The sequence below is a fragment of the Echinicola salinicaeni genome, from assembly GCF_014280965.1.
Lineage (GTDB): Bacteria > Bacteroidota > Bacteroidia > Cytophagales > Cyclobacteriaceae > Echinicola > Echinicola salinicaeni.
Genome location: NZ_JACODZ010000003.1, coordinates 131917 through 157960, shown reverse-complemented (window position 1 = coordinate 157960; position 26044 = coordinate 131917). Strand labels below are relative to the sequence as shown.

The window sequence follows — 26044 nt, the reverse complement described above, 5'->3', positions numbered from 1 at the left end:
TCAAAGCATTCTATTCCAGTAAAGCCTCAATATCCTCCTTATTAAGGTTTTTCATAAAGCTTTCTTCAGTACTGATCAGCTCTCCTGCAAGAGCCATTTTCCTTTCTTGCAAGGCCATGATTTTCTCCTCCACCGTATTATGCGCAATGAACTTATAGATGATCACCTTGTTTTCCTGTCCGATCCTATGAGCCCGGTCGATTGCCTGAGCCTCCACTGCCGGATTCCACCAAGGATCTAAAAGGAATACATACTCCGCCTTGGTAAGATTAAGCCCAACACCTCCGGCTTTCAAGGATATAAGGAAAATCTTTACCTTTTCATTTTCTTGAAATGCCTTCACTTGAGCCTGTCTGTCCTTAGTAGTACCATCCAGATAAGCATAAGGAATATGATTAGCATCCAAGTATTCCTTCACTATACCAAGGTGCTTCACAAACTGACTAAAAACCAAAACCTTATGACCTTCTCTGGCTGTAGAATCCAACATATGGATAATATCCTCCATCTTACCAGAATCCCCGGTATAGGCCGGATCTGTAAGTCGAGGGTGGTTGGCAATCTGACGCAACTGAGTCAAGCCCCTCAAAAGCGTAAATGCCTGCCTGTTCATTCCAGGAATAGACATTTCCTGGACAATTTTTTCTCTGTAATAAGCCTTCACTTCCTCATAAGCCTTTTCTTGCTCGGAAGTCATATTGGAGTATTTGACATTAATTACCTTTTCGGGAAGGTCTGTAGCCACTTGGGTCTTCAGCCTTCTGAGCACAAATGGCTTGATCATGGCATGCAGCTTTGAAGCCTTATCCATGTCATTTTTCTTTTCAATTGGCTGTAGGAACTGCTTTTTAAACATGCCTTGTGTTCCTAAAAGGCCTTGATTCACAAAATTCATCTGTGACCAAAGGTCCATGGTTCCGTTTTCCACTGGAGTACCCGTGAGTATCAACCTATGTCTACATACCAATTGATTCACGGCCTTGGAAATAATACTTCCAGGATTTTTGATCGCCTGGGATTCATCCAAAATGATATAATTGAAGAAAAAATCTTTAAGAATATCCACATCCAATCGGGTAATGCCATAGGAAGTAAGTACCAAATCATACTTGGAAAATCGGCTACTGTCTTTAATACGCTGCGATCCAGTATACACCAAGATTTTCAAATTTGGTGTAAATTTCCTAGCTTCTAACTCCCAGTTATATATTAATGAAGTAGGCATAACCAAAAGAGAGGTAGCTCCTTCTGTACGCTGTTTTTCATGGGCTAGCAATGCCAAGGTCTGCACTGTTTTACCAAGCCCCATATCATCAGCCAGACAGCCCCCAAAATTATATTCGTTTAAGAACCTCAACCAATCATAACCAGCCTTTTGGTATGGACGCAAAGTCCCTTTAAAATTGGGAGAAATATCATAAGATTCCATCTGGGAGAAATCCTTGAGTTTTTCCAGCTTCCTACTTAGTGTAAGGTCTATAAGATTACCTTTTTGCAATTCTTGGGCAAGCGCAATATGATGCTTTTTCAGCTTCATATTTTCATGTTGTTCCTCCCCATTTTCTAGGAATGAGAAAATCTCAGAATAATTCACAAACCAAGAATCCGGGATGACAGCGATCTCCCCATTGGGCAATTCAAACTCTGCCTTCCCCTTTACCAGTAATTTTCTAAGCTGATTAAAGGGAATCTCAAATTCACCAAAGCGAATGATCGCATTTACATCAAACCAATCTATATTTTCCTTAATCTCTACCTTTATGGAAGCATTACCAATAAAGTATTTCTTGCCTTTTCCACTTTGGTTTTGAAGAATTTTAACCCCCATCCCTTCGAGTGCCTCACGGTGGGAATTCAACCAATCAAAGGCCTTGGATTTACCCAAACTGAATCGAGATGCTCTTACTGGCAATCCCAAATCCTTTAGATAATCTCCATAGGATTTTTCCTTCTCCAAATCCCGGATGACCTTGTGAAAAATATAATTATCCCCCTGCTCTTCCAACTCGACATTATTGGATTTCTTTTCTTCTGAACGGAAAGAATAATTACCATATTGGAATTTGAGGTCAAAGACGATTTTATCTTCCTCTTCGGACTCTTGAGCCTGTCCAAATAGGTCAGTTCCATTGCCGACACTTGGCAGGTCACTCAGGCTCAGCAATGCCTCAGGCTTACTTCGCTGTACTTTTATGTCAAACCCTTTGGCATAAACATCAAAAGATGCCACTAATTGGGTGATGAACTTCTGATAATAAGATCTTTCTACATTTTTAGGAATGACAATAAACTTTTTATTTAAAAAAGGCTTCAGTTTTTTGCCATCTACATTCTTCTCAAAATTATAGAGACAACCATTTACCACTAGCCAAGCCGGCTCCTCGCAAATCAAGTAGCCCCCTCTATACTGCCATTCCATTTTTTCCCCTGCATATTTTAGCGTAGGGAAATAATGGGTATTATCTTCATTTCTCCTAAAGTGAAAAAGCACACTAGCCCTATCTGGCATCACCTTGATTTCCTTCCAAATTGGATTTCCATCATTACCCATTTCAAAAAGTCGTTTCCCCTTAATCTTCTCCAGAATCTTCGCACGCAATCCTTCCAATCGGATTTCAATCATATTCCGAATCTCCTTGTTAGCCGCCGACTCACTATTGGTATCATAAACTTTACGGAGATACTCCTTAGGCTTAAGCTTTTTGGTATTGAACTGTTTGACAATCGCATCATGTTGCATACTATCCATCAACTTGATCAACTCATAGTCTTCATCATCCAGACCACTACCAAATTCGCGGGCATTCTGCGAGGCTATATTCTGATAAGCAAAGGAGAGCCTGCCCTTATCATCCAATTGTATAACAAAGGACTCAAAAAGGATTCCCAAGTACTCGTGACTGAAAAGAGAATAAACAATTTCAAATGGCTTCTCTGGAGAAACTTTCATAACACTTTCAACAATCCAACCGACCTAAATCACTGATTAGGCTATAATTTTCTAAAATATACTAGCTTGCAAAGTAAATAATAATTAGAACTTTTAATAGAAAAAAGAAAAGAAAAAAGGGATATTTTACAAAATTCACAATACTAATTCAGTTATATCATTCTTGGCATCATTCACACCTAATATTATGCCGTTCAGGTTGTTGGACTTAATTTCATGAATAAAAGGCAATATTGTCTATCCGCCATTTCACCAATAAGCTTTACCCTTCATCATTCCCTCAAAAAATAAATCTTTTAGAAATGCTTCATTAAATCAGTGGAATATCCTGATAAACGAGAACAGGCTATGAGAAATAACTTTAATGGTGTAAAAACAGATAATCATAAAAGTTATTTTCCGAACACACTAGATAATTAATTCACCAGCAACTCATTTCACCAACTTTAAAGCAAAACCATCCATTCCTAACTATATCAAAAGGACAAAAAACAGAAAATTTTCCAAAATATGGAATTCAACTTATATGAACAAAATCAAAAAACATTGATTATCAACTGTTTACAAACATGGAACTTGAATTGCTTTTGGTATAATAACACGCTACATGCATTTAAGAAAATGGTGTCCTCTACCAAAGCAACATTTAAAGTTGCCAAGTGGAAAGGTTGACTTATCACCCATAATTCAACAGTTCATTGAGTTACATTTTGACTTTAGCCGGAAAACTAGGTCCGGCTAAAGTTTTCCTAATTATCCAGAATATTAATGACCAGACCCAAAAAACCAGATCATCAAAAAAACTCAGTCTATTACCGATAATAACTGCGTATCTCCTGCCGTCCGAAGTCCATGAATCTGATTTAAATCAAGATCATGTGAATACACAAAGCTTGAATAGACGCCATTATATTAAGGGAAAATTCAAATAACCTTAGGCTATATTACGGTTCTCTATTTATAGAAAGGAATGTTTTAATCACCCCCATCACCCAAAGACATTTAAACAATTCCTTCTAATAGCTCTTTATTACACAGACAGTCCAACACAATATCCTAATCACCATGCTGTAGAAGCCAAAATCTAAAAATTAAACAAATAATCACCCTACCCAAAATGAAAAACTTCTTATTAAGTCTAATGACAGGATGGCTGTGCCTATGCATGAATGCCTATGCCCAAATAGTCCCTGGAACTATGGCTAACCTCAAACTGGGAGACCAGAATTATGTCAAAAATAATATGATGCCCAGCCGAATTGTCGGCAGTGATGAAAGTGGTATTTATATGGTCAAAGTTAAATTAAAGCATGAAATCAGAGCTGATCATAACTTCCCCGTTTTGGAGCATTATAATGATCAAATGGTACTCACTAAATTTAGAGAATTAAAAGTGTCCAACACGGAAACAATTCCTCATTTTGAAGGAATTATTGAGCTTGGGAACCACCTATACTGCTTTTACAGCACAGTGGATAAAAGCTCCAAAACCAAAACCTTAATCGCTCAGGAAATAAATAAGCAAACGCTCTCCTTAAAAGAAAAAACCATCCCAATACAATCGTTAAATTATACAGGGATACCAGCTTATCAAAGTCCAGAATTCCATTATAAATTATCTCCCAATCACCAAACCCTTTTGATAAGCTCCCAAAAGAAAGGAACCAAAAACCTTGAAAATGGCTTCATGTTTTCAGTATTTGACAAAAACCTAAGTGAAACTTGGTCAAAAGAAATATCCAGCCCATTTGAAAAAGATCATTATAGTATTGAGAATTATCATATTACAGATAAGGGAGAAGTCTTTATGCTGACCAAAACCGTAAAGACGACAAAAAATCTTGATATTTTCTGGGAACCTAATTATTCGTTTCAAATTTTGCATATCGACAAAGACAAAGAAGAACCACAGTTGATTCAGCCGAAAATAGGAGGAAAGTTCATAAGCAAGATGCAAATCGCCACTAAGGCAAGCGGGGACCTTATATGTACTGGATTTTATCTTGACCTAGCTGATAGCAGCCAATCAGGCAGCTATTTTCTCACCTTATCAAAAGAAAATAACAAGATAATCCATGCAGATTTCCAAGTATTCAAACCAGATCGCCACAGTAAGGATATACCTGAAGGTGTTTCCAAAGAAAATAATGCCAAAAGTATCTTTTCCTATTCCTTTAAAGACTTGGTATTTAGAAACGATGGCAGCTCAGTCCTTATCGGAGAACAAGCCATCATCACCTCTGGCAATAACCCTAGAAACAATATCCCGGGAACTAAAACCAGTTATAATAATATCTCCGTTACTAGCATTGATCCTGATGGTAAAATCATGTGGACTGAGGAAATCCCCAAAAACCAAGTTTCCTCTGCTGGATATAGCTTCTTTTCTTCATTTGCCAATATAGTCTTACATGACAAAATATATTTCGTCTTCAATGACAACCCTGAAAACCTTTGTGAAGGACCCTGCAAACCCGTCCAGTTCAATCCCAAATCACCTAAAAAAGAAGTACTTATTGCTTTAGTTGAACTTGACTGGAATGGAAACATTAAAAAAAGTGCCTTGCCCTTTTCTAGAGACTTAAATATTCTAACTAAACCAGGGGCTTGTGAACAAATCTCTACTCATGAAATGGTGATTTTAGGACAGAACAATAAGTCCTACCAATTGGCCAAATTAGAATTTGAGAAGTCCTTTGCTTATCAGTAAGGGGGCATTGATAATTATCTAAATACTCCTGATCTAACTTTTAAATGAAGCTAGATCAGGAGTATTTATAAATGATCAACAGTATTCACCTTGGCGGCAATGCTCGCTGGCCTATAAGAAGCCAAAAAAGTGATGATCACTACACTTAGACTAGTCCAAACAAAATCGGACCAAATCATCTTCACAGGATAGTTCTCTACTACGGAAGAACCTATTCCCAAGGACACTAAACCATAATTATCCTGCAGCCAACAAATCAAAAAACCAAGCCCCAAACCGACAATTGCTCCACTAAACGCAATGATTACCCCTTGCTTGATATATATTTTTTTAATCAAGCGAGAAGAAGCTCCCATGGCCAGCATAACAGCAATGTCCTTTTTCTTCTCAATAGCTAACATACTTAGAGAGAAAAAGATATTAAATGATGCAACCGCTAGGATAAAAGTAAGGGTAATAAAGACAAAAAGCTTTTCTATGCGAATGGCCCTTAAAAGGCTGGCATGTTGCTCATCAGTATCTTTTACTTCAAATTTATCACCTAATAGATCCCTTAAAGAAGACTTTACCTCCTGTACCCCATAGTTCTCAGCCACCTTTACCTCTAAAGAGGTTCGCTTATCTCCATATTCCATCAAGTCCTTAGCAAAAATAAGCGGCACCAAAACATAATTATCATCAAACTGCTTCTCTACCCTAAAAAACCCAGCAAAATCCAGCATATTGGAATTGTACATTTTGGAGGGATCAATGGTCCCAGCCCTGGGCGCCTTGGGATAATACATCCTTAGCTTTTCAAATTGATTATTGGGGTCAACCCCAAGAAAGTAGCCAACCCCACTTCCCAAAATAGCCCTTGGACGCTGTTCTGTTCCCAAACTCATCTCTCCATTAAACACTCCACGGCTAAACCTCTCCGCATCCAAAAAATTATCAGAAACGCCCTTCATGGTCACCACAAGTTGATCATCGTTATACTTCAGAAGGGCATTGTCTTCTATCACTTCTACCAAACCTTCTACTCCTTCAATGGCCCTGATGCTATCCATCCATTCCTCGGTAATCACAAAGGATTTACCCTTCACGGCCTGAATTTCCAATTCAGCGTCAAATGAAGCATAAAGTCCTCTGATCAAATCCTCCAATCCATTAAACACAGAAAGTACTATTATCAAAGCCATGGTCCCTACTGCCACACCAATCATAGCAATTCTGGACAGGACATTGATGAAGTTCCTTTTCTTTTTACTTCTGAAATACCGGGAGGCAATGAAAAATGAGAGATTCACAGGTTTATTTATTTCTAATCAGTGCTATTAATATTCAATAGTCCTTTAAACTAATTTAAAATTTAACAATTTCCAGCGAATAATCAGTCCTCATCATCTTCTTCTGGTGCATCTGGAATATCTAAATCTCCAATTATCTTATCCATATGCTGGGCATAAGCAGAAGAATCATCTGGATAAAATACCAATTCAGGCACTATACGTACAGATTTTCCTATTCTTTTGCCCAAGTGTTTGCGAATTTCGCTTTTATGGGCATTGATTTTATCAAACAATTCTTCTTTATTGGCCAACAAAAAACTCAAATTGATTTTTGCCACACCTAAATCCGGGCTCATCAGCACCCTGGTCACCGTCACCATTGCATTGCCCACCAATGGACGGGACTCCCTTTGAAATATCTCACCAAGCTCCTTTTGAATTAACTTTGAATACTTTTGCTGTCTCTTACTTTCCATATTGTATAATTTTCATTGCAAATTTAGTGAATTAAATGACTAACCTTTAATTTCGTACGTTCAGAATACACAACCTACAACAGATATTATATTTGCTTAGTTTTTTCAGAATCAACGACCCCTTTAGGATCCTAGGAATAGCCCTCCTTTTGATCATCTTAAGCATTCCATATATACTTATGGATATTCCCTTGCTATCACCAGAACTATCTTGGATGTTGATCGGAGAAAGGATGAGTGCAGGGCACTTTTTATATGTGGATATTATCGATGATATCGGTCCACTGTCTGCATATACCTACTGGGCAATTGACTTGTTGGTTGGAAGGTCATGGTGGACCTATAAAATACTGGCTTCCCTGATCATACTCTTTCAGATTTATTATGTAAATGGCCTTTTGACCCAATACAGGGCTTTTGAGGAAAGTAGCTATATACCTGGATTGGTAATGGTAATCTTATTCCATTTGTCTTTTGATTTTCTGACCTTGTCTCCCATGCTCTTGGGGAGTACCTTTATTGTTCTGGCTTTGGGGCAACTTTTTTCCCAAACCTTAATTAATGAACAAAATACAGAATCTATCCTATTGGTAGGAATCTTTGGCGGGCTTGCCGTCTGTTTTCATTTCCCTTTGCTAATCTTCCTTCCTTTCTTGATCATCACGGGAATTTCTGTAAGTGGATTTTCATTCAATCAATTATTGTTGGCCCTTTTTGGATATTTCCAACCCTTTTTGCTTTGCTGCATTTATTTCTTTTGGATTGGGGCTTTTCAAGAGTTTATCAATGAATTTATACTTGCCACCAGAGTACGGGGAAGTTACCCTCACGTAACCTATATTGACTTGGCCATCATCATAGGGGCCCCACTAGCTTTTTCGGTATTTGGTTATCTGGTAGGAACTGTTTCTAAAAGCATCACGGTAAACCAGCAGAAACAAAAACAATTGATGATTATCTTTTCCATCATTGCTCCACTATCCATTATTCTGGCCAATAGAAGAACCCCTTACCAAATGGTAGTTTTCCTTCCCGGCCTTACCTATTTTATCAGTCAAATTTTCGTGTATGTCCGAAACAAAAAACAGCTCAATCTACTGTTTTACCTATTCATTTTACTAGTTCCGTTAGTCGGATACAGCTGGGCTATATATAAAAGTCAGCCCAATAAAAACTGGAATTATACACTGAATGAAGATACTAAAAACCAGGGCAAGAAAATCCTCGTCTTAGGAGATGACATCAGCCCTTATCAGGGAAACACCTTAGCCAGTCCCTACCTTAACTACCGCCTTTCTAAACGGGTTTTGACCAATTACCAAAGCCATGAAAAGATGATAGAAGTTTACCTTCATTTCTTGAAGGAAAAACCTGAGGTGATATACGATCAAGAAGGCACATTTTCTGAGCTTCTTCAGCATATCCCGGCATTGGCTGAAATGTATACTAAAAAAGGGCAAGGCAGTTACGAATTAAACAATAACTAAAAGCTTCTTAAATAACTTGCTATTCATTTAAAAATTGGATTTGTAATATTATCTTCGTTTGATCTTTTAACAAATCTAATTTCAAATGAATTATTTAAAATTAAGCTTTTTAGCAGTTATTCTTTTTTTTACAGTCCAACTTTCCGAAGCACAAGTAACAGCGGGTTTATACACCAATGGTATTGTGACCCACGTAGGTGTAGGAACTGATCCTGAAAAAAAGATTTTTGGGGAAGCCCGTCTTTTCGCAGGTGAGTTTATTAACCGATTTTTTGGAGCTGAAGTCATTGGACAGTACAATTTTATCCAGTCTGACTGGTACAACCTTTCTGGAGGATTGATGGCTGGCTATCATGAATTTGATGATGCCAGGGTAGGCTTACCCGTTCTATTGGCCATTAAGCCTATTGCAAACCACCGTAAGTTTGCTTTGATACTCGAAGCCACTCCTCTATACAATGGATTAATGGCCTTTCGTGGAAATTTTGGTTTAAGGTACACCATAGAGGGAAACAAATAATTTCCCAAAAATGACAACACAAAAAAGGCTTATCTGTTACGATAAGCCTTTTTCTTTTAATATTAATTTTATCTTTACTTCAGTCTAGCAAGCGGGGTAATACCACCCTTGGTCACATCATCAATCTTCACTAAGATTTCAGCATCTAGTGGAACAAACACATCCACACGGGAACCAAATTTAATAAAGCCAAATTCCCCCCCCTGTACCAAAGGATCCCCCTCCTTCACATAGTATTTGATTCTTCTGGCAACAGCTCCGGCAATTTGTCTAACCAATAATTTTACATCTGACTTAGCATGCTTGATGACCATAGTCGTCCGCTCATTTTCATAACTCGCCTTTGGGTGCCAAGCAACCATATATTTTCCTGGATGATAAACGAAGTAATCGACTATTCCACTGATAGGAGAGCGGTTCACATGTACATTTACAGGAGACATAAAGATAGATATCTGTTTTCTCCTTTCTTTAAGCACTTCATCTTCTTGTGCTTCTTCTATCACTACTACCTTACCGTCTGCCGGTGCATACACCAAACTTTCATCATCTGGCAAGGGAATAGCAGGGTTTCTGAAAAATTGCAGTACCAGCAAATAAATGATAATACTGGCCAATAGAATCAAGTTCAGCACAGTATCCTGTCCTGGCAAAAGCTGGTGCATGGCAAAATTGACACCCGTCAAAATCACCAACATCCAGAAAAGCAAACTTCTTCCTTCTTTATGTATGGTCATGATTTAAAATTAAGGAGGCAAATTTAACTATAAATAACCAATTAAGAATACTTACTCCTCAATTAGACAATCAAATTTTATTTTTTCCTCTCTTAGCGAATATTATTCAGCGATTTAGTAACCTCCCCTATATTGATAAGTTTGTGCCACTTTATCAATGGCCACAATATAGGCAGCAATCCTCATAGGTACATTATACTTCACTGACGCATGATAAACATGATCAAAGGCCTCCTTCATAATTCTATCAGACCTTCTGTTCACCCTTTCAGCTGTCCATTTATAACCTAAACGGTTCTGCACCCATTCAAAATAGGAAACGGTCACCCCCCCTGCATTGGCCAGAATATCCGGCACTACCATGATTCCTTTTTCGTTGATAATTTTATCGGCATTGAAAGAAGTAGGACCATTTGCCCCCTCTACAATCAATTTCGCCTTGATCTTATCAACATTTTTCTTGGTAATCACATCTTCAACTGCTGCAGGAACCAAGACATCTACCTCTAATTCAAACAATTCATTTGCACTGGAAAGTTTCTCTGCACCGTGAAAGCCTTCCAAAATACCATTATTTTCATTCCTAAATTTAATGGCCTCCTGAATATTGATTCCATTGCTATTATAATAAGCACCTGAAATATCCGAGATAGAAACAATTTTAAGTCCTCTTTCTTCCAGAAGCTGAGCTGCCCATGAGCCAACATTCCCAAAGCCTTGAACAACACAAGTAGCCTGAAAAGGATTGATTTTCAACTTTTCCATAGCTGCCAAAGCAGAAACCATCACCCCTCTTCCAGTTGCCTCTGTTCTGCCCAAAGAACCTCCCAGTACCAATGGCTTGCCAGTTACCACAGCATTAACAGTCGTACCATGCGCTTTGGAATACTCATCCATCAGCCAAGCCATTTCCCTAGGGCCAGTACCCATATCAGGAGCAGGAATATCCTTATCAGGACCAAAGACGTCAATCATGGCAAGCGTATATGCCCTCATCAAACGCTCAATTTCACCCTTAGACATTTCTCTGGGATTACAACGAACGCCTCCTTTTCCTCCACCGTACGGGATATCCACCACAGCACATTTCCAGGTCATCCAGGCAGCCAAAGCCCGAACTTCATCAATATGTACATCGGGAGCAAAACGAATCCCGCCTTTAGCAGGACCGAGTATATTTGAATGTACTACCCTAATGCCCTCAAAAACTTTTATCTTACCATTGTCCATGGTAATGGGCAGGGAAACAATCACTTGTTTAGCGGGGTTTTTCAGCACGCTATAGACCTCATCAGAAAGGCCTAATTTTTCTGCTGCAATATTAAACCTCTCCATCATTGACTCCAAAGGATTTTCTTTGTCCTTTATAGGAGCCGGTTCAATGTAAGCCATAATTGGGTTTTCGTTTATTTAGCAATTGAATTACAATGCAATATTAACACATTTTCAAAACACCTTTGCCAATTTTAAAACATTTTCAAAAACGCGGCGATAAAAGGCGCAGAAACTAACAATCCATCAAATCTATCCATAAAACCACCGTGACCTGGCAATCCTTTTCCAGAGTCCTTGATGGCTATGCTACGTTTGAATAACGACTCGATCAAATCCCCATAGGTACCGGCAATAACTATGATTCCAGCTATACTAAACCATTTCCATTGTGCTATAATGGTAAAGTTAATACTCAATACATAGGCAATTATCAAAGCCATCACAGCTCCTCCCAAGCTGCCTTCCCAAGATTTCTTAGGGGAAACTCTCTCAAACAACTTCGTTTTACCAAACTTTGTTCCAGCAAAATAGGCTCCAGTATCACTTGCCCACAATAATAGCAGACAGCCTACGATCACTTCATAATGGAATGTATCATCCACAGAAAAAGCAGCCATATTCAATAAGGAAAATGGAATTGCTACATAAAACAACCCTAAAAAGGTATAGGCAATCCCTGTAAATGGCTTCTTATCTGTTTTCTTATACAATTTAATAAAGAATATAAGGGAGACCATTGGAAAGATCAGAAAGTAATATTTATCCGCCATGTGCTGCATCTCCACCAGAAAGGACATCGCAAAGATCATTGCTCCCAAAAAGGTACCAAAAGACTTTAAAGGAAGCATTCCATCCAAGCCTGAGAGCTTATAAAACTCCATTTGAGAAAACACCAAAATCACCCCAAATACCGCAAAATAGGTCCATTCACTATATACACAACCTCCAATTATCGCAGCTGCGCCAATGATTGCCGTGATCACACGTTGTCCTAGCTCACTATAATTGGAAATATTAAAACGAGATCTCATTTTTTATTATATTAATCGCCACAAGGGCTTTTTCTGCCGCTACCATTACCTGATAACTGCCATGAATTTGATAAACTGATTCTTTCTTATTGAGTACTATGGCTGTTATATCATGTTCACCTAATACACCTTTTACTATTTCAGCCCTTATTGGTGTACTACTTTCAAATACCTTCTGCCATTTTTCCATGTGAAGAGACATTTCTATTTTGAGCAATAAAAATACGCATACAGAAGACAAAGACGATCAAGCCTATCAAAACCGTATACCAAGAAAAATCATCCGGCTCTTCCATATTGAACTCCACCATGCCCAGTTTGTTCAGGTAAACCATAATCAGCGTAAAGGAATTATTGAGCACGTGTCCGAGCATGGGATAAACTAAACTGCCGGAAAACAAATAGAGATAGCCAAACAAAGCCCCTAAAAACATCCTTGGGAAAAAGCCATAAAATTGAAAATGAATAGCGGAGAAAATAAATGCAGAAATCCAAATCCCCATGTGGGCATTGCCGGTATAACGGTGAAACTTAGGCTGAATCAAGCCACGAAACAAATATTCCTCTCCTATGCCAGCCAAAACACCTATCACTAAAAGTCCAAATAGAAACTCAACAGGGCTTTGGAAATCGGTAAGATATTTGGTCAAAACCATGGCCTTATCCTCCATTTCTCTTGCGAAGTTTTCAAAACCAGACATGAAGGAAGGGAAACTGATGTTCATATTCCACTCTACTATGGCAGAATCAAATAGGATAAAGCCAAAAAGCAGAGGAAAAATAATCAGTAAGCCATTGAACTTTACACGGTTAAACTGTTGTTTCCAGTCGAGATCGGCTTTTTCTACCAGCTTAATATATAAATATGCCGCTAGGAAATAAGCCAATCCTCCTCCCAGCCCCTGAAGGAACAGCATGGCTGCTCGCCCATTGGGATGATCTAGCTGCCCTTCGAAAAGGGGCAGAATATCATCATAGGGGATATCAAACATAAAAGGGATGAGGACCAATGCCAGTCCTTGTGTAAGTGCAAGTACACCAAAAGTGATCAAAACGAGTACAACTAAGGACAATATCCAGTTGCGTTTTGCAGCTATTTGGCTTTGGGTTTTATAAATCTCCATAATTGGGGTAAATTTACAGGAAAATTATAAATCAGTCGTGGTAAAAATAGGAAACTTAGACTTAGGAGAATTTCCATTGCTGCTGGCACCGATGGAAGATGTCAGTGATCCGCCTTTTAGGGCTGTTTGCAAGGAAAATGGCGCAGATTTAATGTACACTGAGTTTATCAGCTCTGAAGGCTTAATCCGTGATGCCGCCAAGAGTGTCCAAAAACTCGATATTTTTGAGTACGAAAGACCTATTGGAATTCAGATTTTCGGCAATGAGATTGAATCCATGCGGGAAGCCGCCGCCATCGCTGAAGCTGCAGGCCCGGACATTTTGGACATCAATTACGGTTGCCCGGTAAACAAAGTGGCCTGTAAAGGAGCTGGTGCCGGAATTCTGTTGGATATTGACAAAATGGTCAATATGACGGCCGAAATCGTTAAGGCAGTCAAAATACCTGTTACCGTAAAAACCAGATTAGGCTGGGACAATGATACTATCCGCATAGTAGAGGTTGTCGAAAGACTACAGGATGTGGGCATTCAGGCCATCAGTGTGCATGCCCGTACCAGAAAGCAAATGTACAAAGGCGAAGCAGACTGGACGTATTTGGCCAAAATCAAAGAAAACCCACGTATCCACATACCATTATTTGGAAATGGAGATATTGACAGTCCTGAACGCGCCCTCGATTATAGGAACCGGTTTGGAGTAGACGGCATGATGATCGGACGAGCTGCCATTGGCTATCCTTGGATCTTTAATGAAGTCAAGCACTTTTTTGAAACCGGAGAAAAACTCGCTGCACCTGATTTGGCTGAGAGAATCAGCGTGACCAAAAAGCACTTGGACTTTTCGGTAAAGTGGAAGGGTGAAAAACTGGGCATTCTTGAAATGCGCAGACACTATACCAATTATTTCCGCGGTATGCCTAACTTCAAACCCTATAGGATGAAAATGGTCACTGCAGACACCTATGAAGAAGTAGCAGCTATTCTAGACGAAGTCGCCGTTCAATTTGCCGATTACCAGTTTGTAACTGGATAATTCCATAAACATAAACTTTCATTACCCAAGGTTGGCCCATAATGCCAACCTTTTTTTGTCTAGTATCTAAATCGATAACACTTTGATTCTAAAGAAAAGCTATTCCTTTTTTCAACTATCATTTTTCTCAAAAGGCAACTAATTTTTAACCTAGGCTGTTAATTGAAAAGTTTACTTTTGTGAATATTTTAGCAACAGATATAACCCTAATATAATGACTCAAAACCAATCCGGCGATCAAAGTTTGCGCAGCTGGCTGTTATTAGCCTTTCTTTCTTTAATCTGGGGAAGTTCCTTTATCCTTATCAAAAAGGGCTTATTGGTATTTTCAGCTGGAGAAGTAGGGGCCTATAGAATAGTTTCTGCTGCCATCGTGCTACTTCCTCTATCCATCCCAAGATTAAAAAAACTAAACAAAAAACAGCTCTTCAACCTGGTCATAGCAGGAATGGTGGGCAGCTTTATCCCTGCCTTCCTCTTTGCCACAGCACAAACTCAAATCAGCAGCTCCATCACGGGCGTACTCAATGCCCTTACCCCGCTATTTGTAGTGATCATTGGCGCCTTGTTTTTTGGAGCAAGGATCACCACGAGAAATAGTATTGGGTTAATTATCGCCTTTATTGGTGTGTTAATATTGATAACTGTAAAGGCCGGTGCAGGATTCTCAGGCTTGACAGACATCAATGCCTTTGCCTTTTTGGTGATCCTGGCAACAGTATGCTATGGCATAAACCTCAATATCATCAAACATTGGTTTGTCAAACTCAAGCCTGTGGAGATTACCGCCATTTCCTTGCTATTGGTTTTACCAGTGGCATTAGGCTATTTATTATTTGCGACAGATTTTATCTATAAAATTAACCATGCAGAAGGCGCTAAATTGGCTGCTGGCTACCTGACTATTTTAGGGGTGCTGGGCACAGCCTTTGCCTTGATCATTTTTAATGGACTGGTAAAAATTGCCTCGCCTGTATTTGCAAGTATGGTCACCTATCTGATTCCTATAGTCGCAATTGCATGGGGAGTGGTTGATGGCGAAGTATTATTGCCTGGTCATTATATTGGAATTCTGGCAGTCATCACCGGAGTTTGGATAGGAAACAAAAAGAAAAAAACTATCAGGGCAATGGCTTAAATATTCCTAGTGAGTATTTCCTTCTTCCTTCTTATTCCTCCAAGCATAAGCCAGCATGGTCAGCTGGGCATAACTGCCCACTCCTGCCTTCACTCCTTGGGCCTTTAAGTATAAGTCATTTGATTTTCTACTAATCTCCAATGAAAAGGGTTCAATCTTCTTATGGTTTTCAGAAATGTCCGCAAAATCATTACGGACTCCTTTCTCAAGAGTTTTGACAAATGATTTATAAGCCTCTACATCTTGGCGATAAAGGTCCTTAAGCTGATAACTGATCAGTCTTAGCTGGGCAGAATAGTTCAGCAGAGGTATATCACTTTGGGTACAAACCACCCAAGCAAAGAAGTTGGCCTCTCCCTCATCGGTCACCCCACAGCTATGAGCCATCTCATGTGCAAGCGTAAATGGTTTTTCCAAATGGTGCAAAGTAGGGTCAATATAACTTTCCCCTGTAAAAGGGAAATAGATGCCCAATATTCCCAATTTCCTCAAAAAACCTCCAGGATACAACTCCCGGGTACGGGGATTACCACTATATTCAAGCCCTAGCATAGCTATCTTCTCCGCTATAGTTTCACGAACAACATCTTCTAACTCTCCAAAAGCGACGGTTTCCGTCAATGCCGAGGTATCCATAGAGATCTGTGCACGCCAGGCATGAAGATCATCCCTGGTAAGCTTGAGCTCACTAAGCAGTTCCTCCTTATGAAGGGGCATGGGCTCCAAGCTCAGTTGCTGAAAAACGGGAATTCTTTGGTAATTAAATCCCCATAGCAAGAGAAATGCAAAAACCAGAAAACCTAGAAAATTCAGCACATTTCTCCCTGTAAAAACAAGACTGTTCAGCCAGCCCTTTTGATGTCTCCAGCCTTTCCAAAAATAATAAAGTGCTACCAACAATCCTGTAAAAAAAAGATAGATACTGGGCACTGGGAATTTCCCAAAACTATAGTCAATAAGATTTCTGATGACTGGAAAAATCCCTCGGGAATATATTTGTTCGGTACCCTCTGGATACTGAATAAAGAAATAACGGATGAGCAATGCTATTAATCCAAGCAAAGCCCATGTCCAATTTCCTTTTGTTATTTTATCCAAGCGCATACCAGTGTAATAATACAAAAAAAGGTCATCTGCCTAGGCGGATGACCTTTAATTTTCTTATTTATCTCTTAGATACCTTCTGCTTCTACTGTCTTAACTTCATCAGGAAGCATTCTGGTAAGTAAATTCTCAATTCCAGCCTTTAAAGTCACCGTACTGGAAGGACAGCCTGAGCATGCTCCTTGCAATAATACCTTAACAGTTCCCTCATTGAAACTATGGAAAATGATCGCTCCACCATCTTGCTCCACAGCCGGACGGATATATTCATCCAAAATCCCCTTGATCTTCTTAACAGTTTCGCTGTCATTTTCATCAAACAGTGGATCTTTATCCAACACTACATTGATGGCTGGTTTGCCAGCTTCAAGGTATTGTTTGATATGCTCTCTGATATGATCCTGAATTTCTGGCCATTCTACATCATCCTTCTTCGTAACGGTCACAAAATTAGAGGTGATAAAAACCCTCTCCACTGCCGCAAAATTAAATAGTTCTTTGGCCAATGGGGAGTTCTCAGTGCTCTCCTCATCAGGATAATCAAAGCTTACTCCATCATCCGTCAACATGAAATTCACCACGAATTTCAATGAATTGGGATTTGGATTTGCTTCCATATAAATATGTACTGGCTTTTTCTGCGCTTGTAACATGGTTTTAATTTTTAGCTTTCTAGCAATTCAAACAGCAAAATAAGCGATAAGTTCCTGTTTTGCCTAATTTTATTGTTCCACAGCCGTCAATGGATTGGCCTCACGGATAAGACCTTCTGGCAGTTCTCCCTCTGTGCTGGCCACTACAGTACAAACGGTAGCATCCCCAGTGACATTCACCACTGTTCTAAACATATCCAAAATTCTATCTGGAGCTAAAATCAAGGCAAGCCCTGCTGCGGGAACACCGATTGACTCCAATACAATCAAGAGCATAATCAATCCTGCTCCAGGAACTCCAGCTGTACCGATTGAGGCCAAAGTAGCAGTCAAGACAATCATCAACTGCTGCGTGATGCTCAGGTCCATCCCTAGGGCCTGGGCAATAAACACAGCTGCTACACCTTGGTATAAACTGGTTCCATCCATATTAATCGTGGCCCCTAAAGGCAAGACAAAACTGCTTACTTCTTCAGAAACCCCAATTTCTTCTTCCACCTGCTTCATGGTCACCGGCAAGGTAGCAGAACTAGAACTTGTAGAGAATGCCAATAACTGAGCCGGACGCATGGCTTTAAAGAAATCTTTGTAAGGCACCTTGGTAAACAATTTTAGTATACTAGGATATACTACTAAGATCATAATAAGCAGACCTCCAACGACCACTAAGCTGTACTTCAATAAGGCATATAAGAGTTCAAAAGCAGAATTAGGATTATCACCAGCAATTTCTACGATCAAGGAAGCCATCAATGCAAATACCCCATAAGGCGCTATCAGCATGATATAGCCCACAATCTTGATAATCACATCATTCAACCCATCAAAGAAGGCAATCACAGAGCTGGCCTTTTCCTTAGGAATCTGCAGTAATGCAATCCCCACTATGATGGCAAAGAACACTACCTGCAACATCGCACCATTATCTGTAGCTGCGTGAAAGACATTTTGAGGGACAATATCCACTAAAGGCTGAAGTGGGCTTTGCTCTTGAAGTTGAGCAGCTTGATTCGACTTATCTCCAACCACATCATCATATAGCCCCATTAGATTTTCTCTAGTTTCTATCGGAAGACTTTTTCCCGGAGCAAATACATTGACCAACATTAGGCCCATCGAAACAGCAATTACAGTAGTCAGCATATAGGTGATAATGGTCTTACCTCCTATCCGACTCAATTTTGAGATATCACCCAAATTGGACACCCCCACAATCAACGATGCCAAGACCAAGGGTACAGCAATCATTTTCAAAGAGTTGATAAAGATGGTACCTATGGGTTTAATATAATCAAGCGTAAAGTCTGGCGAAATCTGCATTTTCACAATCACCAAACCAAACACTAATCCTAGCACAAGACCAATAATAATTTGGGTATGAAGGGGTATCTTTTTAATCATATTGATGGGTTTAAAATCCTATTCTTCCAATTTATTTAATCGATTCAACAATAAGAAATCCGCTAGGACCAAGGCCCCCATTGCTTCCACAATCGGCACAGCTCTCGGAACTACACAAGGATCATGTCTGCCTTTTCCGGAAACGGTAACACTTTCGCCCGCTTGGTTGACACTTTCCTGGTCGCTCATGATCGTGGCTACTGGTTTAAAGGCAACCCTGAAATAAATATCCTCCCCATTGGAAATACCGCCTTGGATACCTCCCGAGAAATTGGTTTTGGTTCTCACCTTGTCCCCCTCCTGATAAAAAGCATCATTATGCTCAGAACCTTTCATGGAAACACCATCGAAGCCACTACCATATTCAAAACCTTTCACAGCATTGATACTCAGCATCGCCTTACCAAGATCGGCATGAAGACGGTCAAAAACTGGTTCTCCGAGTCCTACAGGAACATTCTTAGCCACACAGCTGACCACGCCGCCTACTGTATCACGGTTCTTTCTTATTAAGTCAATATACTCGATCATTTCCTCCGCTTTTTTTGGATCTGGACAGCGAACGATATTGTTTTCTATTTCGGAAAAGTCAAGTTCTTGATATGGTTTTTCCAATTTGATATGGCCTGCTTGGCTGACATAGGCATTGATTTCAATGCCAAAATGCTTAAGCATCAACTTGGCCACAGCCCCTGCTGCTACCCTGGCTGCAGTTTCTCTGGCACTGCTTCTTCCTCCACCTCTATAATCACGGATACCATATTTCTCCTGATAGGTGAAATCAGCATGAGAAGGCCTGTACTTGTCCGCAATATGGGAATAATCCTTACTCTTCTGATCCGTGTTCATGATCACGATCGCTATGGGCGTACCAGTACTTTTCCCTTCAAATACCCCCGATAGGATCTGACATTCATCTTCTTCCTTACGTTGTGTGGTGATCTTCGATTGGCCGGGCTTCCTTCTTTGAAGCTCCTGCCTGATAAAATCCTCATCAATTGGAAGCCCTGCCGGACAACCATCAATTATAACTCCTAGCCCTTTTCCGTGCGATTCACCAAAGGTGCTAATCTTAAATACTTTTCCGAATGAATTACCCATTACCTCTTTTTCATAATCAGTACGGCAAGCAGAATTACTGCGCCGACCAGTAGTATATTGATAAAAGTCGAAAAATAATACTTATATCGTTGGTTTAAAAGCTTATTGTCCTCAAGTTCGATTAAATCGTATATTCCGCCCAATCGGGTAGAGGAAATGGACTGGTTAATTTTACTTTCTCCTACCACTTCCAGGACCGCCTGTGGACGCAAAGTATCATAAGTTTCACGCGCAGTATTGAAGTAAATCCATTCAAAATGATCCTTCAAGTCCACCTTGCCTGGTTCATTGATGGTAATATAATATTCAAACTGCTTGATACCTGTTACCCGCCCTCTTCCACGGTTAATTTGCTGTCGCTCATTTGGGTCATAAGTGTTCAGTTTATTGATGTTCATTTTACGTGGAGCCTTGATGGCACTGATATTTCCGTCTCCCACAATCCCAAAATCATAAGTCACCCCCTCACCGGTTTCGATTTTCTTGGATTTAAAATTTTCTCTCAACCTGAAATTCCCAACGCTCACCTCATTTTTCAAAGGATGTGGCGGCAATGGCTTCACCTTTACCGTTTTGGCAGAAGTATAAAAGGTCTTGAAATCCTGTTGCCTGTTATTCCCAAAAAAGGTCGGGTTCTTTGCCACCTTATATTTGATCATTTCCCAGGCTACCTGTGGCAATTCTACCTCACCCACATTAAAAGGATAGAAAGTAGCTTCATACACTTTAAAACGCGTCCAATTCTTCCCATCAATGGTCACCCTTTCAGGCTGGATATTGGTAATATTAAAATTTTCCTCCCATGCACTGGTAGGCTTGATCTTCTTTACAATCTCCTCCAGCTGTTTCCCTGGCTCATAAAAATCAAAAGGAGCCTGATTGGATGCTGACATATAAAAGGCCAAACTTACATTGAAACCTTCTCCCAAATAGATCTCATCCTTGTTCACATTCATTGAGAAAAAGGCCTCGTCATCAATTTCGACAAACTCTTGAGGTTCCTGCTCGGTCCTGCCAAAGAAATCATCAAAAGGATCTCGCGAACGTTGCCTTTGTTGATTTTGGCTCGCATCCGTAACCGTAATGGTCATTCCCTGAGCTGAAACAGGCTGTCCATTGATCTGCAAAGTAAAATCCGGAAGCAAAAACTGCCCTTTTTTGGTAGGACGGTAATACTGAACAATACTATTGGTACTGCTCATCTGTCCATTGATCACATTCATGGAAGAAGACTGGGAAATCCCCTGCTTCTGAAACCCCGGGATTTCAGGGAATTGATCATAGGACTTTATTTTTTCATCCGAAATCGTTATTTTTATACTGAACGTTTCATTCAACCCTATCTCTTCTGGACCAAAATCAACTTTGATATCCTGTGCAAATGCTTTTGAAACCAACATTGCACTTAGAAATACTAGATTGAGGTAAAGTTTCGTTCTTTTCATAGACACATGTGCTGCTTTTAATAATGAACGCAAATTAACGAGTATATTTTAAACGCAACAAATTAGTCGTGTTGTCGTATTGAATTTAGTATTGTTTAACATAATTTAAAACCAAATGAGCCATGATTGAATATGTTAAAACCATTTTATTGAAGGTGAGTTTTGACAAAAAGCTTTTCGAGAAAGAGTTAAGAAAGGGCCTCAATATGCTTGTACCCTCTGAGGTTCAGGAACTAAAAGTTTGGTGTTATAAGACGTTTTCAAAAATTTATTTATCTGTACTGAATAAATATTTTGTAAAACTCGCCTAGAAAAATATAGCCCCGCCAAAGCGGGGCTTCTTTATATCATTACTTTTTAATCTATTATCTCAAATCATCCATAGTCACCACAGGAATATCCTTAGAAGCTAAGGCATTCATTTCCTTAAAACCTTCTTCCGGATATTGATACCCATTATCCGTCAATGGCCAAAGCAAAGGACTCAAGTTCAATACAGTGGCTTTATACCCTTGCATAATGGCAGCCATATTGCCCGTACCTTTGGATAGTCCAGCTTCATTCTCAATCTCAAAAGGACCTGAAAAGCCTCTTTCCTGAAGGGTATTGATAAATTTTCTCCAATCCATGCTATCGCCCACACCAAAGCCTGGCAAAGTTGCTTCATAATGATGCCTGTCCCATTCGTTTTGAGGATGAGGCACTCCAGCCTTTTTGGCCAATTCAGCATCTACCCACTGGGTAGGATACATATTACCCCAAAATGGATCTGCATTGTTCCTGGTGGATTTCACATGAATACGCTTCAGCCTATCCATATCTGTATTTTTGATCACCTCCACGGGATCTGTATGTTGCCAAACATCATGAGAAGGATCATATATTTCACCATGGGCCTTGCTCGGTATCATGGCGTACATCAACTTCCTAGCGGCCAGCACCCCTGGTAGGTTATTGAAAGTCCCTGTATATCCAGCAGCCCTCCAACCTTCCATGGGGCAATTTTCATATAAAACAGTTACCCCTAGATCTTCTGCGTATTTAATAATTGGTCCGAAAACCTTCGCATACTCTTCCAGATTTTTCTCAAAACCATTCTCCTCATTTCCCAATTCATGGTTATAACCAACAAATGTCCCTACCTTGATATCATTGGCATCTCCGCCCAAAAGGTGAGCCATGCGGATCAACTTGAGCAAATGATTTTGATTTTTAATTCTCTGGCCAGGATCTCCTCCGATTAAATTATCAAAGGCCCCTAAAGACAGGCGCAGTTTCGCATCGTTAAATTTCCCTAAAGTTGCTTTGGCACTGTCTAAGCTGAAATTGTCATAGTCCATATGGGTGGCCACAAAATCATCCCTGGTGCCATCCTTTCTAAATACACATACATCCAGTCCTTGTACCCCAGTTTCCTTTGCTTTGCTGATAACCTCATCCAAACTCAACTGGTCAAAGGCTGAGGTCATGATCCAAATCGGATTGTTCATATTATCTCTTATTAATCTTAATGGTTACTCTACTAAATTAAAAAACAAAGGCAAATGCCCTTTGACATTTGCCTTTAATATTTAAAATCACCAACAATTAGTTAAAGGTGAAACGAATGGAAAGCGCCAATTCATCTCCCCACCAGGTCACCCCATTGGTAAAGTTATAGGCTGGCTTATAATCCAAAGAAAGGTTGATTGGAGCGTCTATGAACTTATAATCCAAACCAATAATCCCATCTATACCGAAAACGGTGTATTCAGTGTCATCTGAATCAAATGGAGGATTGGTCTTTTTGCCCCATGTTCCCAAATGGGCACCGCCACCATAAAACCATTTTAAACCCTGTATCTCACGAACATCCTTGTGAACTTCATAAAGACCAGTTATCAAAAGTCCCTTCCAACGTGTATGGATTATACCCTCAACTGCTGCATCATAAGTCAAAAATTGTTTTACAGATAATCCATTGGTTACACCAGCCCTGAGCCCAACCCCAGTACTATAAGTCTGTGCTTCAGACTCTTGAACAATAACCATAACGAATACCGCAACAATGGCTACAATCGCTTTTTTTAACATATCAAATAAAATTTAGTGAAATAGATGGTTTATTTAAATTCAATAATTCCGCCCGGTAAAATGCATAGATCCAAAGCAACATCATGTTCTTCTTTGGCTTCAATGGATACCTCTGGAAGGAAAAAGGACAAGCCAATTTTTAGTACCTTAGAAGATAGTCCTGATAAAAACTTATCATAAAAGCCTTTTCCATATCCAATACGGTTACCATTCAAATCATATGCCAATAGTGGCACAAACACTACTTCAAGTACTTCATCCCCGACTTTCTCATATTCATTTGGTACGGGTATCCCCCATTCATCCAATATAAAGTTAGTTTTTGAATCTATTTTCACAGACATCAAATTTCCCGAATCAAAATCTGAAATAGAAGTATAAACTTGCTTCCCTTCTTTTATTAAAGATTCCAACAACAGAAAAGTGTCTATCTCAAATAGCTTTTCAATAGGTAAAAATAGATGAAAATGTTGAAATCTATTTTGGGCCTCTAGATATTTTTGTACCTGATCGACTATTTTCCGGGAGTATTCTGCCCTTTTTACAGGACCTAGGGACTTTCTCTTCTCCTTATAGCGTTTTCTCAGCTCAGCTTTTCCTTCCATCTTGTTCCAAGATAATAAAGTTAAAATCCAATGGATCAAAATGCTCATACAGCGAGGCTATGAAGTCATTATCCTCAAGATAAAACTCCAAAAAATTATTCTTTCTTTCCTGGGCTGTTCCACCAGGAAATAATAGTCCCTTCAAATCCTGCATCTGTCTCAAGGCCGTCTCCAAATTTCTCTCTTCTGCTTTTCTCAGCTTTTTGCCGAAGTGTTCAAGTACTTTTAATGCACGAGTCTTGGCAGCTTCAGAGGAAGGCTTGAGCGTAGCATCTATTTCAGATGCCTCCTCACCCATATTTTCAAAAATGGCCTTCAATGCTTCTTTTTCCTTTTTCAAATCCAAATCGGACTGGGAGTGCTGACGTACATATTCCTTTTTCCAAAGATCAAAATCCTGAAAAATTTCAGTCTGGCTCAGCCCAAGAGTTCTCACCTTTCTCTGGGCATTTGAATTCAAGATCATCGCAAAATTCCGAGGCATCACTACCGGATAATCTGTGTGGTAGTGGTCGAAGACCAGTTTCAATTGCAGCCAGTAGGCCACTTCTGCCGGCCCTCCCAAATATGCGATATTAGGCAATATATATTCCTGGTATAAGGGCCTTAAAACCACATTGGGACTAAACCTTTCGGGATAGGCCTCCACCAGGTCCAACATCACATCTTCCTTGATCTGCTCACCAGTATCCAATATCTCAAAACCTTCCTTGGTTTTTACAATTCTAGATCGAACCCCTTTTTCCAAATAGAAAAAGTTAATCTCCCTAGGAAATACCTGGCTCTTATAACCCAGTTTTTCCAAATTGCCTGTCTGCTCATTTACCAGATCGTTGGCGCTATTAAATTTTAAATCATCCTTGATGACTGGCGTAAATACTTTCTTAAGAGCAGTGTCATGACCATCCACAATAACCAATCCTTTCTCTCCAAAGAGGTAATTCACATAATATCTTACAGCCTGAGCTAAATTTCCCTTTTCCGTATAAGCCCGCTTAAAGAAATCCGGCGCAAAGCTTAATTCCTTCAATAGCCCCTGTAATTCCGCATCCAAATTAAAATCTCCCACTGCCCCCTTTTGCGCAGAATTCCAGCTATACTTTTTGCCCTCGTATGTAAAGTGATTGATTTCCTCAAAATCATGATCCTCCGTTGCCATCCAATAAACCGGAACAAAATTAAAATCAGGATAGGCTTGTTGAAGTTTCTCCGCCAAATTAATGGTAGAAACTATTTTATATATAAAATACAGCGGACCTGTGAAGAGGTTTAGTTGGTGGCCTGTAGTCACCGTAAATGTCTTGTTTTCTGCTACTGACTGAATATGCTCCAGGACTTTATCAGTCAAGTCAAATCCCTCATATTGTTTTTCCAAAGCCTCTTTGAGCACCCTTCTCTTTCCTTGGTCAAACTCCCTCTCCTGAATAATTGATTCAAAATTTTCCAAGCTCGGATATTGATTATAAAAAGGACGAAGTTTTTCGTCTTTTCGTATATAGTCAATAAACAATGGTGAAAATTGACCGGTACACTCCGGTTCAAGGGTGGATTTCATCATGAGTCTAAAAGATTTTGCTTGGCAATTTATGGTTTTGTGTTGTTAAACTAGAAACAAGGCTTTAAAGTTCGGGATTTTTTTGTGAATTCATGAATAAGCATCACCCTGTTTCAGGGAAACAGCTTTTAACTATTGATATTATTTAATTACAGTAGCTAGGTGTCAGGCCGAGCCCCGCCTTCCTGAGGACAGGGAGTCGAGGCCCATTTTCTGACCTTCGATTCTACCTGTTGGTCAGACCGATCAGCTCTGACTGATACCACTTTACTGATAGTTTATAAAAGCGATTTCCCTCACCTGTTTAATCATTTCAAAAATTGTATAAATAAGCATAGTATCATTCTAGCTA

Annotated in this window: 23 protein-coding genes; 6 read left to right on the top strand and 17 right to left on the bottom strand. The window is 39.6% G+C overall.

Annotation, left to right across the window (positions count from 1 at the left end; translation table 11 throughout):
- Nucleotides 1–10 precede the first annotated feature (10 nt).
- On the bottom strand, nucleotides 11–2950 hold the full coding sequence (locus H7U17_RS06495; protein ID WP_186755853.1) for a DEAD/DEAH box helicase: 2940 nt from the start codon (nucleotides 2948–2950) through the stop codon (nucleotides 11–13).
- A gap of 1117 nt (nucleotides 2951–4067) precedes the next feature.
- Here H7U17_RS06495 and H7U17_RS06490 point away from each other — a divergent pair.
- Nucleotides 4068–5660 carry a hypothetical protein gene (locus tag H7U17_RS06490; RefSeq protein ID WP_186755852.1) on the top strand — a complete coding sequence of 531 codons (1593 nt, stop codon included), beginning with the start codon at nucleotides 4068–4070 and terminating at the stop codon, nucleotides 5658–5660.
- Between the two features lie 65 nt (nucleotides 5661–5725).
- On the opposite strand, the gene H7U17_RS06485 is transcribed toward H7U17_RS06490, so the two are convergent.
- The gene (locus H7U17_RS06485) at nucleotides 5726–6949 is read right to left on the bottom strand and encodes an FtsX-like permease family protein (protein ID WP_186755851.1); all 1224 of its coding nucleotides are present in this window, start codon (nucleotides 6947–6949) and stop codon (nucleotides 5726–5728) included.
- A gap of 83 nt (nucleotides 6950–7032) precedes the next feature.
- Nucleotides 7033–7407, bottom strand: coding sequence for a 30S ribosome-binding factor RbfA (gene rbfA, locus H7U17_RS06480; RefSeq protein WP_186755850.1), 375 nt, complete (start codon nucleotides 7405–7407; stop codon nucleotides 7033–7035).
- Nucleotides 7408–7586: 179 nt separating this feature from the next.
- On the opposite strand from rbfA, the gene H7U17_RS06475 reads away from it, so the two are divergent.
- The gene (locus H7U17_RS06475) at nucleotides 7587–8894 is read left to right on the top strand and encodes a hypothetical protein (protein WP_230981294.1); all 1308 of its coding nucleotides are present in this window, start codon (nucleotides 7587–7589) and stop codon (nucleotides 8892–8894) included.
- An 85-nt stretch (nucleotides 8895–8979) separates the two neighbouring features.
- Nucleotides 8980–9414, top strand: a complete 435-nt coding sequence (locus H7U17_RS06470) for a hypothetical protein (RefSeq protein WP_186755849.1) — start codon at nucleotides 8980–8982, stop codon at nucleotides 9412–9414.
- Nucleotides 9415–9488: 74 nt separating this feature from the next.
- Here the strand turns inward: H7U17_RS06470 and H7U17_RS06465 are convergent, their stop codons facing one another.
- The 5 genes from H7U17_RS06465 to H7U17_RS06445 all read right to left on the bottom strand — a co-directional run bounded on the left by H7U17_RS06465 (nucleotide 9489) and on the right by H7U17_RS06445 (nucleotide 13581).
- On the bottom strand, nucleotides 9489–10151 hold the full coding sequence (locus H7U17_RS06465) for a phosphatidylserine decarboxylase family protein (protein ID WP_186755848.1): 663 nt from the start codon (nucleotides 10149–10151) through the stop codon (nucleotides 9489–9491).
- 114 nt (nucleotides 10152–10265) lie between these two features.
- The gene (locus H7U17_RS06460) at nucleotides 10266–11543 is read right to left on the bottom strand and encodes a Glu/Leu/Phe/Val family dehydrogenase (RefSeq protein WP_186755847.1); all 1278 of its coding nucleotides are present in this window, start codon (nucleotides 11541–11543) and stop codon (nucleotides 10266–10268) included.
- Between the two features lie 74 nt (nucleotides 11544–11617).
- On the bottom strand, nucleotides 11618–12457 hold the full coding sequence (locus H7U17_RS06455) for a phosphatidate cytidylyltransferase (protein WP_186755846.1): 840 nt from the start codon (nucleotides 12455–12457) through the stop codon (nucleotides 11618–11620).
- On the bottom strand, nucleotides 12441–12647 hold the full coding sequence (locus tag H7U17_RS06450; protein ID WP_186755845.1) for a putative signal transducing protein: 207 nt from the start codon (nucleotides 12645–12647) through the stop codon (nucleotides 12441–12443). The genes H7U17_RS06455 and H7U17_RS06450 overlap by 17 nt, the downstream gene beginning before the upstream one ends.
- Nucleotides 12622–13581, bottom strand: coding sequence for a CPBP family intramembrane glutamic endopeptidase (locus tag H7U17_RS06445; protein ID WP_186755844.1), 960 nt, complete (start codon nucleotides 13579–13581; stop codon nucleotides 12622–12624). Before H7U17_RS06445 ends, H7U17_RS06450 begins: the two co-directional genes overlap by 26 nt.
- Before the next feature lie 37 nt (nucleotides 13582–13618).
- On the opposite strand from H7U17_RS06445, the gene dusB reads away from it, so the two are divergent.
- Complete coding sequence (gene dusB, locus H7U17_RS06440; protein WP_186755843.1) at nucleotides 13619–14617, top strand: tRNA dihydrouridine synthase DusB; 999 nt, start codon at nucleotides 13619–13621, stop codon at nucleotides 14615–14617.
- Between the two features lie 214 nt (nucleotides 14618–14831).
- Nucleotides 14832–15755, top strand: a complete 924-nt coding sequence (locus H7U17_RS06435) for a DMT family transporter (protein WP_186755842.1) — start codon at nucleotides 14832–14834, stop codon at nucleotides 15753–15755.
- 6 nt (nucleotides 15756–15761) lie between these two features.
- Here the strand turns inward: H7U17_RS06435 and H7U17_RS06430 are convergent, their stop codons facing one another.
- From H7U17_RS06430 to H7U17_RS06410, 5 genes are all read right to left on the bottom strand, one after another.
- Entirely contained in the window at nucleotides 15762–16853 is a 1092-nt protein-coding gene (locus H7U17_RS06430; protein ID WP_230981293.1) for a DUF3810 domain-containing protein, read from the bottom strand.
- A gap of 74 nt (nucleotides 16854–16927) precedes the next feature.
- Nucleotides 16928–17512 carry a NifU family protein gene (locus H7U17_RS06425; protein WP_186755841.1) on the bottom strand — a complete coding sequence of 195 codons (585 nt, stop codon included), beginning with the start codon at nucleotides 17510–17512 and terminating at the stop codon, nucleotides 16928–16930.
- Between the two features lie 69 nt (nucleotides 17513–17581).
- Nucleotides 17582–18913 (bottom strand): dicarboxylate/amino acid:cation symporter, encoded by a 1332-nt coding sequence (locus H7U17_RS06420; protein ID WP_186755840.1) that lies wholly within the window; start codon nucleotides 18911–18913, stop codon nucleotides 17582–17584.
- 18 nt (nucleotides 18914–18931) lie between these two features.
- Nucleotides 18932–20014, bottom strand: coding sequence for a chorismate synthase (aroC, locus tag H7U17_RS06415; RefSeq protein WP_186755839.1), 1083 nt, complete (start codon nucleotides 20012–20014; stop codon nucleotides 18932–18934).
- Nucleotides 20014–21459, bottom strand: coding sequence for a BatD family protein (locus H7U17_RS06410; RefSeq protein WP_186755838.1), 1446 nt, complete (start codon nucleotides 21457–21459; stop codon nucleotides 20014–20016). Before H7U17_RS06410 ends, aroC begins: the two co-directional genes overlap by 1 nt.
- 122 nt (nucleotides 21460–21581) lie before the next feature.
- Between H7U17_RS06410 and H7U17_RS20615 the strand changes: the two genes are divergently transcribed.
- Entirely contained in the window at nucleotides 21582–21770 is a 189-nt protein-coding gene (locus tag H7U17_RS20615; protein ID WP_226335468.1) for a hypothetical protein, read from the top strand.
- Between the two features lie 54 nt (nucleotides 21771–21824).
- On the opposite strand, the gene H7U17_RS06405 is transcribed toward H7U17_RS20615, so the two are convergent.
- The 4 genes from H7U17_RS06405 to bshC all read right to left on the bottom strand — a co-directional run bounded on the left by H7U17_RS06405 (nucleotide 21825) and on the right by bshC (nucleotide 25695).
- Nucleotides 21825–22949 carry a sugar phosphate isomerase/epimerase family protein gene (locus H7U17_RS06405; RefSeq protein WP_186755837.1) on the bottom strand — a complete coding sequence of 375 codons (1125 nt, stop codon included), beginning with the start codon at nucleotides 22947–22949 and terminating at the stop codon, nucleotides 21825–21827.
- Nucleotides 22950–23046: 97 nt separating this feature from the next.
- On the bottom strand, nucleotides 23047–23532 hold the full coding sequence (locus H7U17_RS06400) for a hypothetical protein (RefSeq protein WP_186755836.1): 486 nt from the start codon (nucleotides 23530–23532) through the stop codon (nucleotides 23047–23049).
- A gap of 29 nt (nucleotides 23533–23561) precedes the next feature.
- On the bottom strand, nucleotides 23562–24137 hold the full coding sequence (locus H7U17_RS06395) for a 5-formyltetrahydrofolate cyclo-ligase (protein ID WP_186755835.1): 576 nt from the start codon (nucleotides 24135–24137) through the stop codon (nucleotides 23562–23564).
- Complete coding sequence (gene bshC / locus H7U17_RS06390) at nucleotides 24121–25695, bottom strand: bacillithiol biosynthesis cysteine-adding enzyme BshC (RefSeq protein ID WP_186755834.1); 1575 nt, start codon at nucleotides 25693–25695, stop codon at nucleotides 24121–24123. Before bshC ends, H7U17_RS06395 begins: the two co-directional genes overlap by 17 nt.
- Nucleotides 25696–26044: the final 349 nt, after the last annotated feature.